This is a genomic window from Candidatus Eisenbacteria bacterium (assembly GCA_035712145.1).
Classification (GTDB): Bacteria; Eisenbacteria; RBG-16-71-46; order RBG-16-71-46; family RBG-16-71-46; genus DASTBI01.
In genome coordinates this window covers 1-13,503 of sequence record DASTBI010000068.1, presented here as the reverse complement: position 1 = coordinate 13,503, position 13,503 = coordinate 1, and the positions used below count along the sequence as shown (strand labels likewise).

The following is a 13,503-nucleotide window of genomic DNA, read 5'->3' as shown; positions in this document are numbered from 1 at the left end:
GGGTGACTACGCGGCTCGGACCAGGAGACGCTGGCCGATCGTCTCGGCGACGCGCTGCGCGTCGCGTCCGATGCCGTGGATCATGGTCGACGAAGCCGAGTACAGGAAGTGCGGGCCCACGAAGTAGAGACCGGGCTCGCTCGGGACCACCCCTCGGTTCTGCACCGGCTCCTCGTGCTCGTCGAACACCGGCAGATCGATCCAGCCGCGGCCGATGTCGAAGCCCGTGCACCACACGACGCTCTTGACGTCGAGCACGGTTCCGTCGGCGAGCCTGGGCCGGCCCTGGCTCACGCCCTCGGCGCGGGGCACGAGGTTCACACCGGCCTTCGCGAGGTCGGCGAATTTGGTGCGGATCAGGGGCAGCCCCTTCTTCGTGAACTTCGGCCGCAGCTTCCGGCCGATCGGAGTATCGACGGTCATGATGCGATGGAAGATCACCCGGAACAGGAGCGGCATGATCACGCGCTGCGCGACGGGGTTCTCGATGCGGAACGGGACCTCGCCCGGATTCCGGCCGGAGACCCATACTCGCCGGCCCGTCCTCGCGAGATCGAGCGCGATCTCGGCGCCCGAGTTCGCCGCGCCCACGATCAGCACGTCACCCGCGGGAAGCTGCGAAGGCCGCCGGTAGTCGATCGAGTGCATCTGGAAGGTGCGCGAGTCGAGCTCCCTGGCGAACGCGGGAACCTTGGGCTTCTGATAGGTCGCCATCGCCACGACCACGTGGCTGGCTTCGAGCCGCTTCCCTCCTGCGTTCACCACGTAGCGGTCGCCTTCGCGGCTCAGACGCTCGACGCGCGTGCCGGTGCGCACCGGAAGCTTGAAGTGGCCGGCGTAGGCTTCGAGGTAGTCGCCCATCTCGTCCTTGGTCGGGAACGCGTACGGAGGCGCGGGGAATTTCAGCCCGTCGAGTCCGTTGAAGCGCGCCGGCGTGAACAGGCGCAGGGAGTCCCAGCGCGTGCGCCACGAGTCGCCGATCCGCGGGTGGGACTCGAGGATGACGAACGAGATCCCGAGCCGAGCCAGGTGATGGCCCACCGAGAGACCTGCCTGACCACCGCCGATCACGATCACATCGAAGCGCTCGCGCTCACCCGGCTCCCGTGGGCGCGCCGCCGCGTCACTCTCGCGGCTCAGGGTCTCGAACGCGGCGCCTTCCTCGAGCAGAGGCGATCGGGACGCCGGCGCGGCTTCGCGAGTTTCCAGATTGGAGTTCATGGCTCCTCCTTTTTCCGATCCCACATCACGGCGGGTCGAATGCGACGGGTTCACCCTAGCGAGCCTCCTGGGCGTCGCGCTTCGGCCGAATCCCCCAATTTTCAAAGGGGGCTCGCGTGGGGAGTTCTACCCATGCATGAAGTTCTTTCCGGGAATCAGACGAGCTTGTGCTGGTAGGCGAATGCGGTCGCCGCCGCGCGCGTCGGCACGTCGAGCTTGCCGAAGATGTTGCTGACGTGACGATCAACGGTCTTCTCGCTGAGAAACAGCTGCTCGGCGATCGCGCGGTTGGTGCGTCCGCTGGCCACCAGCCGCAGGACCTCCAGCTCGCGTGCGGTGAGCCCGAAGGGATGGGCCGCTCGCTCCCCTCCCGTGCCGTCCAGCCGGGCAAGGTCCGGGGCCGCGCCGAGGTCACGAAAGACGGCGCGGGCGGCGGCACGCTCCAGCTCCGCGCCTTCCTCGTCGCGCAGATCCGACAGCACGCCGGCCATCTCCGCACGGATCCGCGCCGCGAGATAGGGGGCCCCGACCCGCTGCCAGGTGGAGAATGCCTGGCGCAACGGCTCGAGCGCGCCGCGGGCGTCGCCGCGGGCGTGCCGGACCGAGCCGTGCGCGTGGTTCGCCAGCGCCTGGAGAATGTCGTTGCGCGAGCCGGACGCGATCCGCACGAGATCGCGGGCCGCCTCTTCCGCGGCGTCGTGATCCCCGGCCTCGAGCAGGATCTCGACCGCGGCCGGCAGGTAGCGGAGGCGGGACTGCGGCGGCGCCGAGCTCAGCGCCTGGCGGATGGACGCGGCCGCGGCGGCGGTCTGACCCGTCGCGAGGCGCAGCAGCGCGAGACCGGGCTGCGGCTCGCGGCCGTGCTGGCTCGCGCTCCGGTAGGCCGACTCCGCGGCTTCGATCTCCCCGCGAAGCCGCAGGATCTCCCCCTGCTGGTAGTAGGCGGAGGCGATCCCGTCGGGATCCCGGGCCGCGACCTGGCCTTCGGTCGCGCGCCGCGCCTCGTCGAACGCCTCCTGCCAGTTCCCCTGGAGCTGCATGATCTCGGAGCGGTGCACGAGACAGGATCCCGTGAAGGCGAGGAGCTGGGGCTGCGAGCGAACCCATGCGTCGAGCGCCGCGGTCCACTCCCGCGCCCGATCGATGGCATAGACGCGCTGGCAGCAGCCGATCGTCCCGCAGTAGATGATCCCGGTCACCATCGGGCTCAGCTGTCCGCGCGTCGCCGACAGCATGGCCGCATCGAGCTGCGCGAGCCCCGCATCGTGATCCCCGAGCGTCGTGAGCGCCTGGCCCTGGAGCATGTGCGCCAGACCCGCGAGGTCGCGGTCCCCGATTCGCTCGGCGATCTCCAGCGCCTGCCGCCCTGCTTCGCATGCCTCGGCCGCCACGCCCTTGCGGAACAGCGCCGCGTAGCCGCGCGGGATGAGCAGGTAGCCGCGCTCGACGCAGTCTTCTTCCTTCTCGATCAGCTGCTCGGCGCGGGTCAGCCAGCCGGTCGCCCGGCCAATCTCGCCCAGCGTGATCAGCCGCAACCCGAGCCAGAAGGCCGCGCGCGCGGCCTCGCAGGTCTTGCCGGCGGCGGCTCGGACGTCGTGCAGCCGCTCGAGCGCCGTGAGACCGATGTCGACGTGGCCGGCGAGGGCGGCAGCCCAGGCCAGCCGCTCGAGATCCGCCTCCGCGAGATCTCCCGGGTCGCCGCTCGTCAGAGCTTCGAAAGCGTCACGCCATGCACGCCGGTCGTATGCCTGGCGGCCGCGCTCGATGTCGGCGCTCGCCATGCCGGCAGATCCGGCCTTTGCTCTCGGCTTCGGTCGTGTCGGCGACTTCATGCCGTTCCTCGCCAGGGTTCGAGTGGTTGGATCGAACCGAAGCCTACAGGACCGAAGTGACGCGAACCAGGGCGCGGCCTGGAAGCCGTCAGCGATCCAGCGTCACGCGACCCGCGGTTCCCGTGACTTCCTCGGCCGCGCGCTGCACGTCCAGCGCCTGCAGGCTATCGAGCGTCACCGCCTGCCCAAAGGCGGTGAGCCGGAACGGCAATCCGACCGGCGAGCGATCATTCACGACGGCGTAGATCGTCACCGCCGCCGCATAGGTGCCGAGCTCGGAGGGATGGAAATCGTCGGGACCGTAGAGCGGCAGGCTGGGATCGCGCTGCCACGCGGCCTTCCACACGTTCGCAGCCGGGAACAGCAGTCCGTGAATGGAATCCGCGGCCGCTCGATAGGATTCGATGCCCGCATCGAAGGCATCGAGGCGCGTCTTCTCCGGCCACACGCCATACATCGCGGGTTCCGCACCCTCCGCGCGGATGAGGGTCGCGAACTGGCGCGCGTACGTGATCAAGTTCTCGCGGCTCGCGGGCAGCGTCGAGGGACCTTGCTGGAGCACGATCAGGTCCCATCCCCCGCGCTGGATCATCCTCGCCGCGTCGCCTTGAGCGAGGTGATCCTCCAGCGCATAGCCGCCGTAGGCGACCGATTCGGTCTCGATCGGCGGCGTGTCGGCCGCCGCGCGCGACAAGGCCTCCAGCATGCCGGGCAGATCGTTGACGTACGTGAGGCTGTTGCCGACGAAGCCGATGCGAACCGTGTCTCCGGCTGCGAGGTCGGGCCTGGTGGGGTTCGCCTCGCGATGATCACAACCCGCCAGCGACAGTGTGGCGAGCAGGAGCCACGTGGTCCAAACCCGGACGTCGGCCAAAAAATGCCTCACTCCGGTCGCGCGCGTGTGCTTCATCATCACGATCATCGTGCCCCGGCGTGCGGTGAGGGAAACGAGTTCACCAGCGCGCGCGGGGTCGCGACGACCGCCGGGTTGTCATGCCCGAACGTCGATGCGTGTTCCTCGAATGCTCAATCCGTCATGACCGGTGTCGGCCACACCGCCAACTCTCCACTGGAGGATCGGTACGGCATGGCCTTCCCACGCCGGCGTGCATTGCGCCGCAGCATGGCCGTGCCCAGCAGGCCGACGGCGACTGCACCCGTCAGCAGCTGGAGGCCGGGCGTCCAGCTGCGCTGTTGCCATTCGGCAGGCTCGCCGGGCGGCGGCAGGCCACCTTGCAGCGCCGGCACGTCGGCCTGGTCGTGAGGCTCGAGCTCGTTCCGCACCCCTTGCACTCCGGGAATCTTCGAGACCGCATCGAGCAGCGGCGTCATCTCATCCGTGAGGATCTGGCCGCGCAGAACGAGTTCGTCCTGCTCCGTGGTCACGGCGATCGCGTGAGGATGCGAGACGAAACGACCCATCTTGGCGCGCACGCGCTCGGCGACCACGCCCGGATCACCGTTCCCCAAGTGCAGCCGGTGGCGGACTCCAGCCGTCAAGCCCCGAGCGCGATTGCGCAGATCCCGGCCCGCCTTGCCGAGGAAGTCCTGCGAGGCGTGCACCAGGCGCGCTCCCTTGTCTCTCGCGAGTGCGCGCCGCCTTCCGCCGCGATCGGGATCGAAGAAGTACATCGACGCCACTCCAACCACGACGCCCGAAACGAAAGCGCCGGTCCGGTGCTGGGTGTTTCCTGACGGATTCATGGGTGCCCTCCTCGCCGTGCGGGCACGTCCGTGGGCGGCGTGCCGCGCTGTCCACCCGCGCAGAAAGCATTCGGCATTCCACGGCGATGTCCCGGGGATGTTCAGGTGATTCGTGGACGGCGGGGAGAAGTCCCGGCGCAACTCGCGCGATGGCAGGCAGTCATGGAAAACCCGGAGCTTGGGGCCAGAAGGTGAACGTGAGCCGGGGCGCTCGGCCTTTGAAGAACGTGCCTGTGCGCCCGTTCCCCGAGCGGCTTTCTTCTATTGGGCGAGGTAGCCCCCGTCGACCGCGTAGTAGCTGCCGGTCACGAACGAGGCCTTGTCCGAGCTCAGCCACAGCACCAGCTCGGCGACCTCCTCGGAGGTTCCGAGCCGACCGATCGGATGCTGGCCCTCGAGCATCTTGAGCACATCGGGGGTCAGGCTCTTCTCGACCAGCGGCGTGCGGATGAACGCCGGGCCGACGACGTTGACCCGGATCTTGTGAGGCGCGTACTCGATCGCCGCGGTTCGCGTCAATCCCACCAAGCCGTGCTTGGCGGCGACGTACGCCGGCGATCCACGCAAGCCGACCTGTCCGAGGATCGAGGACATGTTGACGATGGCGCCGCCGCCCGCCGCCTGGATGGCGCCGAGCTGGTAGCGCATCCCGTAGAAGACGCCGGAGAGGTTGATGGCGATGACCTTGTCCCAGCCTTCCAGAGGATACTCGCCGGTCGGCGAGATCGGACCGCCGATCCCCGCGTTGTTGACCGCGACGTGGAGGCCGCCGTAGCAGCGCACGGCCTCCTGGACCAGCGCTTCGTTCTGCTGCGGGCTCGACGTGTCGGCCTTGAAGAACCGACCCTGTCCGCCGGCCTTGGTGATCTGCTCGACGGTCGCCGCTCCACCTTGTTCGTTGACGTCGGAGACGATCACGCGGGCCCCCTGCGCGGCGAACAGGACGGCGATGGCGTGGCCGATGCCGCTTCCCGCGCCGGTGACGATCGCGACCTTGGAATCCAGGAGCATCGCTATCCTCCATGGATCGACGCTGCGGTTACCACTCCACGTTGTACTGGACGTCGGCGCGGTTCTCGCGCGCCACTTCGGCGGCCAGACTCCACATCCGGCTCAAGGCGTACTGCAGACGCAGCGTGGCTGCCGCGTCGAGCAGGCCCAGCCCGTACTGCACGTAGACCTTCGGCGACAGGGCCTTGCCGAAGACCAGCGCCGCGTCGTTCGCCGTTCCTCCCGTTCGGAGCTGCGCCTCGTCGAGTCCCAGCCCGGAGCTGAGCTGACCCAACAGCTCGGGCGCCTCGAGTGCGGCGGCGAGCCGCGTCGCCATCGCCCCCTCCCCGGTGCTCACATCGTCGAGAGGGCGGCCAAACATGAGGTAGGAAACCGCATCGGTCTCACCCACCCCCGGATCGGAAACCACCGACGTGGTCGGGCGCCGGAGCGTCCCGCGCATCTGAACGCCGGCCACCACGCCGTCGGCCGCCCTGCGCATGGCGCGCACGTCGAGCGCGGGATTGTCGATGGGCCCGCCGCCGAAGATCAGCCGGCCGTGCTCGATCGTCAGGTCCTGTCCGTAGGCGCGGTACGTACCCCCTTCGGCGCGCAGCTCACCGGTCGCTCGCGTCGGCTGGCCTGGCGACTCCACGATCACGATGCTGCCGGTTGGCTTGACGTCGATCCCCTGAGCCTGCAACTGGACGTCGCGGCCCAGAGTCACCCGCACTCGCGCGCTCACGTCGTAGCCCGGCTCGTTCTCCGGCCGCCCATCCTGCAAGACCACGACGTCGTCGGCGACGCGGACCACCTGCCGCTTCGACGTCACCGATTCGATCCGCGCGCGCGGCACATCCATCTGTCCGGTGACGTCGACACGACGCCCGCTCACGTCGACCGTCAGCTTGGGCGAGACCCGCACGTCGGCTACGTCGGTATCCATGGCCTGGACGTTCTGGCCCTCGATCGTCGCGTGGAGCGTGCGACGGTTTCCGGCGAGGCTCGCATGGCCCACGGTGCGCACGGTTCCCGGACCCGATCGGACGCTGCCTTCGAACGCGATCCCTCCTCCGGCGCTGCGCGAAGCGCTGAAATCGATGTCCCGGAGGTCGAGCCCCGCTGCGGGCACCAGCGCGCGCCCCTGCGCCACGCGCAGCGTGCCGACGCCCAGTGGCTCGGCGAGAGTGCCTTCCAGGTCCATGTGCGCCTGCAAGGTTCCTTGCGTGGCTTGCACGCCCTCGAGGAACGCCTGCGCGATGCGGAGGTCGCGGAAATCGGCGTCGATGCGCCCTCCAAGCTCTTGAGTCCCGAGCGGCTGGCGCACGTCCAGCCCCGGCAGCTCGACGCGAGTGCGCAAGGTTCCCGTCTGCCGGAAGTCCATCGCCAGGTCCCCGGTGAGACCGCGGCTGCTCGACTGGACCCGTAACGAGCCGCGATCGAACCGCACCTGCGCGGTGTCGGCGCCTTGCGCGACGTAACGAATCTCGCCCGGTCCCGGCGTCAGGCTCATATTGGCGGTCAACGCACCGCTCGCGCTCGTGCTCAGGTCGACCTCTCCGTCGAGCGGGCCGACCAGGGCGATCTTGGGAGGCAGCAGCGGGCCGAGGAGCGCCAAAGGAATGCGTGTGAGGCGAGCATCGAGATCCATGGGCTGGGAAGGTCCCCCCTCGAGGTCCGCGCACAGACGCGCTTCGCCCGACACCCAGCACAGATCTCGCACGCGCACGCGCTTCGTCGTGCTCAGGACGTCGGCCGGGCTCGCCAGGGTCCACGATCCCGCCGTGGCGGAGACGAGAGCGAGGCGATCCAGAGTTCCACGCCACCCCGCGCTCGGAGAACCGGAGAGGGTCAGGGCCGCGTCGATCCGGTCGCGCTCCCCGTGCGCGCTCGCGGTCCATTGCTGACGGGTTCGTGGCCCCCGCGCCGACACCGCCACGCTGTCGAGGGCGAACCGCTGGTTACGCAGGCGCAGCGCGTGAAGGTCGAGCTGGGTGTTGCCGGCGGGATCGACGTCGGCCTTCAGCGCGAGCGCGCGCATCCTCACGTCTCGCCAGGCCAGCGAGTCTCCCTGGACGTCTGCGCGGACCCGCATGGCTCCTCTCGGGCCGGTGACTCGCCCCTCGCCCTTCAATGATCCGAGCGCTTCCGGCACCAGCGTGGCCAGGTTCGGAACATCGAACGACCATCCCAGATCCCAGGCGGAGCCCATCCATCCTTGCGCCCCGAATCGAGCGCCACCCCACGTCGCCTGGCCTTGGGTGAGCTGGTAGCGATCGCCGGCCATGCGCACGTCACCGCTCGCGGAGACCGGAGACCCTCGCACCGTTCCCGCCATGCGGGCGACAACCAGGGTTCCCACCGGCCCGCCCGGCGTCATGCGCCCCTCGCTGGTGGCGTCGAAGCCGAGCTCTCCTGGATAGCGCGGGTCGATGGCGCCGGTGGCGACCGTGCCCGAGGTGTGGAGGCTCCAGATCACCGCCGGCGACCAGGCGAGCCTCCCGCGCCCCTCGATCCGGCCCCGCGCAAGATCTCCCTCGAATTGCGCCAGATCGATGGCGCGCGCGTCCCCAATACCCTCGATGTGCCAGCGGCCTTCCATCCGCGGCGGGATGTGGACCGCGGCATCGCCCGCGATCTCGTAGCGCGCCAGCGTGCCGCGGAGTCGTGCGCGTCCCTCGTGGCTCGCCCACAACGGCTCCCCCGTGGTCGGCCATGCGAGGTCTTTCCAGCGAACGTCGAAGCTCAAGCGACCCCGGCGCCCCGTGTCCGCGACGCCGGTGGCCCAGAGGCGGGTCCGGCGCCCGGGGACGGCCATCTCCAGCTGATCGATGATCCAGCGTGCCGGCTCGCGGCGGATGCGGAAGGTGGCGTCGGCCGGTCCCCAGGGTGCTTCGCGCGAAGCGACTCGGCCGCTGCTCGCGAACGAATCCACGGCGCCCGCCACGCGCGCCGTGCCGGTCCACATGCCGGCCGGCAGCGTGGGATCCAGATCGCGCAAGCGCAGTCCGGAGAACTCCACGACCCCGTCCAGCCGAAGATCGCGGAACGGCGTGATGAGGCGGCCGCCTCCGCGCGCGGTGAACGGCGAGGCGAGCTGCTGCTGAACATGGAGCGTGTCGAGCGTGCCCGTCAGAGTGCCTGCGCCACTCCAGAGTCCCTCGAGGGAACGATAGGTCCAGCGCGCATCGAGCGTCATGGGATAGGCGCCGTCCATACCCATGCTCCCCCGCGCGTCGACGTTCAGCGTGGGCGACCGCAGAGCGAGTCGCTCGATCTCGAGGGAGTCGCTGAGCGTGGCCACGATCCGCAGGCTGTCGACCGGGAACGGCTCGGGAACGCCCGGCCGGTAGAACGCGAGATGCGTGACGATTCCGTCGCGCACCAGGACGTCGAGCGGCAGATCGAAGTCCGGCCACGGCCGGACCTGTTCCTCGCGCCGCGCTTCCGCGGCAGGCTTGAAGCGGACGGTCACGCTGTCCGCGCGCAGCACGTGGATGTCGAGGCGGCCTCGAGCCAGCCGGCGGAGCTGCCAGTCGAGCCGCAGATCCGCCGCGGTGAGATCGTAGGTCTCGGACTCGTAGTGAAGGTGGCGCACGTGGATCGGTCCGCGAATCGATCCGCGCAGGTCCTCGACCACGAGGCGGCCGGGAAGCGTGGCGCCGATCTTCTCGAATGCCCACCGGGCGCCGGATTGGGTGCCAAGGACCCACCAGAAGCCCCCGGCGATCGCGAGCGCGAGCGTGGCGACGAGCGCGGCGGTGATCGCGACATGACGGCGGGTCATAGGTCCGGCCCCATTCCCACGTGGAGGTGGACCTTGCGACCCGGCTCGTGGAGCGGCATCGCGACATCGAGGCGGATGGGCCCGAGCGGCGAGATCCACCGCAGGCCCACGCCCGCGGCGTCCTCGGCCGGGTCGCCGCGGCGGAACAGCGCACTCCCGATGTCATAGAAGGCGGCCACCAGCCAGTTGCGCAGCACGCGACGGTCGACCTCCACGCTCCCGACGATGAGGTGCGGTCCACCGATCACGGCGCCGGTGCTGTCGCGCGGGCCGAGGCTGCGGTAGGCGAAGCCGCGAACGCTTTGTCCTCCGCCGGCGAAGAAGCGGAGGCTGGGGGACAGCGGCGCGAAATCGGGCGCCCACGTGGTGCCGACTTCGCCCCTCAGCAACAAGCGGGTGCGATGGACCGGAGTGGAGATCCACTTGGCGCGAGCATCGGCGCGCAGGAACGAGGCGTTCGAGAGCACCTGTTTCGACGCGCCGCGGACGTCGAGGTCGAGACGAGAACCCCAGGCCGGGACGACGCGGGGGTCGGTCCGCAGGAACGTCCATACGACCGATGGGGCAAGGAAGCGCGAGGTCCGGTCACCGGCGCCGAATGGGAAGCGATGGATCTCATAGGCCAGACCGAGCGTGCGCGTCCAGTCCCCGAGCTGCCGCCGAAGCGTCGTGGCCGCAAAGACGCGCTGGGTCACGCTCGTGACCGGGCGTTCGTCGGCGCCGCCCACGGCGAACGCGATCTCGTCGGTCACGGGGTTGGCCCACGGGATGTGGTAGTGCACCGTGGCGCTCCGCCCGATCTGCCCGTACTGCCCATCGAACCCGAGCCGGTGGCCCGAGCGATTGAGCCGGCGCATCTCGAATCCCATGGTTGCCGCAACGCCGTCATCCGTTCCGTAGCCCAGGGCCCAAACGAGGCGGCGCGGCTCATGGGGGGTCAGCTTCACGTCGATCGGAACGTCCAGGCTCTCCGCCAGATCTCGGCGCGGCGTGATCTCGGCGCCCTTCCAGTAAGGGCTGGCCAGCAAGTCTTCCTGGGTCTGGAGCAGGCGCCCGTAGTCGAAGGGGTCGCCGCGACGGATGTGGATGAAGTCGTGCGCCAGCTCCGGATCCAGAATGTCCTGCTCGATGTTCACATCGCCGAACCGGAACCGCGGCCCAGTCTCATAGTGCAGGTGGACCGCCGCGGCGTATCGATCGAGATCGACGCGCACTTCGGCGACGTCGAAGCGCGCATCGAGATATCCGGCTCTGGTGCCCCGGCGCACCAGCGCCTCCTTGCCGCGCAGATAGTCGTTGTGATGGAGCGGATCGCCGACGCGCAGCGGAAAGCGATTCACGATGCGGCGAAACGCCGCATCGCGCTCGCCCGGACCCAGCACGCGAACATCGACCGTGTCCACCTTCACCACGGGTCCGGGATCGATCTCCAGTCGGGCGGTCCATTGATCGCCGTCCCGCGTGAGATTCGAGCGCACGTTGGAGCGATAGAAGCCGAAGGGCTGGAGCGCCTCGTCGATTTCCTTGGGCGCGCGCTCCACGAGGTGCCGAATCGTTCCCTCGCTCACCGCTCCGTCCGTGCGCTGGATGGTGAGCCGGGCGAGAACATTGCGGCGGAGGTCCCCGCTCACGCCTTCGACTCGAACGCGAATTCGATCCGCCTGAGCGGGGGCGGGAGCGTGCGCGAGCAGGAGTGCCAGGCCGACTCCTCCCCACCATCGACTGTGCGACATGCTCACCGGGACGCTCCTTGCATCCCGAGCTGTCATGCAAGACATCCGCCAGTAAGGCGGCGCGGCGCACGGCGAGGCTGAACGGCGATGAATGCGGTGAGCGAAGGCCGTGCGGCTTCGCCCGCGAGGTGAGGGCCGGGTGGCTAGTCGCTCATGGGAGGCGGTTTTGCCAGCGGGCACAGCACCGATTACACGGCATGACAGGTCCAGGTCATGTCGGCCCAGCCGGTGCGCCTCACGGGAATGGACGAGGCCGCGGCTGAGGCCATGGCCAAGGATCGAGCCCGCTGCTTCCAGAGATGGCACGGATGGCGGTCTTCCGCACTTCGGGGTCGTCGGATTCGAGCAAGCGGCTCAGACGCTCCGCGGGTTCGCCGGAGCGAATCAGCGCGCGCATCAGGGCCTTGCGCACCTGCTTGCTGGTCTCGCGCGTCAGCGCGGCGCGGAGCGCCGGCAACGCCGCTCGGTCCTCGATCTCACCCAGCGCCCATGCCGCGGTCAGCCGGACCTTGGCTTCGCGATCGTCGAGCGCCGCGATCAGCCCCTTGGGCGCCGACTCGAGATCCATCTGACCCAGGGCCCATGCGGCCGTGCTCTTCACGTCGCGGCTGCGGTCGGTCTCGAGCACTTCACCCAATCCCTTGCTCATCGACACGTCCCCGTGCTCCCCGATCGACCATACCGCCGTCTCGCGCACGTCCTCGTCCTGGTCGCGCTTCGCCGCGGCCATCAACGCGGCGGTCGCGGTCTCGCCGCGATCGAGATTTCCGAGCGCCCACGCGCACATCTCGCGCACGCTGGAATCCGGATCCTTCTGCAGCGCGGCGCTCATCTCGGGGACGGCGTCTTCGCCGTCGATCTGCGTGAGCGCCCATGCGGCGGTGCGGCGCACGCCGGCGACGCGATCGTCTCGCAGCAGGCGCGAGAGGCTCGAAGCCGAACTCCTTGCTTCCAGGTGGCCCAACGTTGCCGCCGCCGCTTCGCGCACCACCGAAGAGCGGTCGGTGAGCAGAGAGGTCGCAGGCGGCACCGCGCGCGGGTCCTCGATCCTTCCGAGCGCCCACACGGCGTTCGCCCGCACCCCCGCAGCCTGGTCCTTGGTCGCCTGGATCAACGGATCGATGGCGCGCCGCGGCTCCCCGATCCCGAGTCCGAAGGCGGCCGTCATGCGAAGCAAGGAATCCGCCGAGGTCAGACGCTGCAGCAAACCGGTGACGACTTCTTCGCGGTCGACGCGCGCGACCAGCCGCACCGCCAGCTCGCGCACGCAGGGGTCCGGCGTGTCGAGGCTCGTGAGCAGATAGCGGACGTCCTCCTCGGTGAGACGAAGGCGCTCGCGTCGGCGCCCGCCCAGCGACGGTCCCAGCAGCGAGGCCGGCGCCTCGGCCCCGCCCCAATGGTTGTGGACCGAGCGTGCCGCGAACGCGCAGAGCGGCGCCGGCGCCCCGCGCGCGGATTCGATCAGCTCGCGAATGTCCTCCGACACCGCGGCGCGCGCGGAGGGTGGCGCGCACCCGACTTCGTGGATCATGCCCACGAGCACCAGCACAAAGAGAGACATCGCGACTTTCATGGCCGCTCCAGGCGAAGAGGGTTGGGACGGGTGTGCTGACTTTTCAGCATCGGTGGGCAGCGGGAAGGCTCCTGCCTTCACGCAATGGGTTCAGGGATAGGGACGCGGCTCAGGACGTGGCCACGGCCAGGGTCCGCTGACGTTGCCCCCGGCGAGCGCCGCCACCGCGACCGCGCGGATCTCCGGGTCCGACGAGTCGACCAGCTTCGTGAGGATGTGGACCGACCCCTCGCCCATGGCGCCGAGCGCGCGGATCAGGCCATGCTGCACTTCGCGGTCCTTCTCGCGACGGAATGCCGCCTCGATCTCGTCCGCCGTGCCCGGGTCGCTGATCTCGTAGAGCGCCCACGCGGTGCAGAGCCGCACGTCGCGATCCGTGTCGCCGAGCGCCTTGATCAGCGCCGCGGGCGCCGGCCGGGGCGAGCAGTTGCCGAGCGACCAGGCCGCCACCTCGCGGACTTCCGGATTGGCGTCGGCGAGCAGCGCCGAGAGCCCGTTCACGAACGAGCGTGAGCCAATCTCGCCGGCCGCCCAGGCCGCGGTTCGCCGAATGCGCGGACTCTTGTCGCGGAGCGCGGCTTCGATCGCAGCGACCGATGCCGGATGCCGGCTGTCCGCGAGAGCCCAGGTGGCCATCTCGCGCACGTCCACGCTCGCGTCCTT

At 69.6% G+C, this 13,503-nt stretch carries 9 protein-coding genes; all 9 read right to left on the bottom strand.

All coding sequences use genetic code 11. The annotated features are described in order from the left end of the window. Window positions 1–6: 6 nt before the first annotated feature. Window positions 7–1,221, bottom strand: coding sequence for an FAD-dependent oxidoreductase (locus VFQ05_04130; protein HET9325938.1), 1,215 nt, complete (start codon window positions 1,219–1,221; stop codon window positions 7–9). 155 nt (window positions 1,222–1,376) lie between these two features. Beyond that, window positions 1,377–3,002, bottom strand: coding sequence for a LuxR C-terminal-related transcriptional regulator (locus VFQ05_04125; protein HET9325937.1), 1,626 nt, complete (start codon window positions 3,000–3,002; stop codon window positions 1,377–1,379). A gap of 139 nt (window positions 3,003–3,141) precedes the next feature. Continuing rightward, window positions 3,142–3,963: a hypothetical protein gene (locus VFQ05_04120; GenBank protein HET9325936.1), complete on the bottom strand. Its 822-nt coding sequence runs from the start codon at window positions 3,961–3,963 to the stop codon at window positions 3,142–3,144. Between the two features lie 116 nt (window positions 3,964–4,079). Next, a complete protein-coding gene (locus VFQ05_04115; GenBank protein ID HET9325935.1) occupies window positions 4,080–4,757 on the bottom strand; it encodes a BON domain-containing protein in 678 nt (225 codons plus the stop codon). A 261-nt stretch (window positions 4,758–5,018) separates the two neighbouring features. Beyond that, window positions 5,019–5,768, bottom strand: coding sequence for a glucose 1-dehydrogenase (locus VFQ05_04110; GenBank protein ID HET9325934.1), 750 nt, complete (start codon window positions 5,766–5,768; stop codon window positions 5,019–5,021). 28 nt (window positions 5,769–5,796) lie between these two features. Continuing rightward, a complete protein-coding gene (locus tag VFQ05_04105) occupies window positions 5,797–9,534 on the bottom strand; it encodes a translocation/assembly module TamB domain-containing protein (protein ID HET9325933.1) in 3,738 nt (1,245 codons plus the stop codon). Beyond that, window positions 9,531–11,267, bottom strand: coding sequence for an autotransporter assembly complex family protein (locus tag VFQ05_04100; protein ID HET9325932.1), 1,737 nt, complete (start codon window positions 11,265–11,267; stop codon window positions 9,531–9,533). The genes VFQ05_04105 and VFQ05_04100 overlap by 4 nt, the downstream gene beginning before the upstream one ends. 235 nt (window positions 11,268–11,502) lie before the next feature. Then, a complete protein-coding gene (locus VFQ05_04095) occupies window positions 11,503–12,840 on the bottom strand; it encodes a HEAT repeat domain-containing protein (GenBank protein HET9325931.1) in 1,338 nt (445 codons plus the stop codon). Window positions 12,841–12,930: 90 nt separating this feature from the next. Next, a partial coding sequence (locus tag VFQ05_04090; protein HET9325930.1) for a HEAT repeat domain-containing protein occupies window positions 12,931–13,503 on the bottom strand: 573 nt, incomplete at its 5' end.

Coding starts and splice junctions, on each gene's coding strand:
- VFQ05_04130 (HET9325938.1), bottom strand. CDS start 1,221: ATGAACTCCAATCTGGAAACTCGCGAAGCCGCGCCGGCGTCCCGATCG.
- VFQ05_04125 (HET9325937.1), bottom strand. CDS start 3,002: ATGGCGAGCGCCGACATCGAGCGCGGCCGCCAGGCATACGACCGGCGT.
- VFQ05_04120 (HET9325936.1), bottom strand. CDS start 3,963: ATGAAGCACACGCGCGCGACCGGAGTGAGGCATTTTTTGGCCGACGTC.
- VFQ05_04115 (HET9325935.1), bottom strand. CDS start 4,757: ATGAATCCGTCAGGAAACACCCAGCACCGGACCGGCGCTTTCGTTTCG.
- VFQ05_04110 (HET9325934.1), bottom strand. CDS start 5,768: ATGCTCCTGGATTCCAAGGTCGCGATCGTCACCGGCGCGGGAAGCGGC.
- VFQ05_04105 (HET9325933.1), bottom strand. CDS start 9,534: ATGACCCGCCGTCATGTCGCGATCACCGCCGCGCTCGTCGCCACGCTC.
- VFQ05_04100 (HET9325932.1), bottom strand. CDS start 11,267: ATGTCGCACAGTCGATGGTGGGGAGGAGTCGGCCTGGCACTCCTGCTC.
- VFQ05_04095 (HET9325931.1), bottom strand. CDS start 12,840: ATGAAAGTCGCGATGTCTCTCTTTGTGCTGGTGCTCGTGGGCATGATC.